The organism is Psychrobacter sp. W2-37-MNA-CIBAN-0211 (assembly GCF_040309405.1).
GTDB classification, from domain to species: Bacteria; Pseudomonadota; Gammaproteobacteria; order Pseudomonadales; family Moraxellaceae; genus Psychrobacter; species Psychrobacter glaciei.
On the sequence record NZ_JBEOOU010000271.1, the window covers coordinates 1 to 266 of the forward strand.

Annotated in this window: 1 pseudogene; it reads right to left on the bottom strand. The window is 43.6% G+C overall.

The annotated features are described in order from the left end of the window. Nucleotides 1-80 precede the first annotated feature (80 nt). Nucleotides 81-266 (bottom strand): annotated as a pseudogene (locus tag AAEY72_RS15190) (hypothetical protein); the annotation flags it as partial.

The following is a 266-nucleotide window of genomic DNA, read 5'->3' on the forward strand; positions in this document are numbered from 1 at the left end:
TGTCTACGCTGACAGAGGCTGCGCAAAATTTATCCCAGCAGTACGGTATTGGTTTGATAGTGATTCAACTATAGAATTGATTATATGATGCTTTTATATATCATCTCGCTAGCATGCTCGTTGAGCTCATCATCAGCCAAATCTGGTGGCAATATATTTGCCTCTAGCTGCTGCTCCCCCAAGAGTAATCGTCCCGCATCAACCTCCTTTTTGAGCAAGCATTGCAAGCTTGAGAGATGAAACTGGGCATCGTAATGCTCATAGAG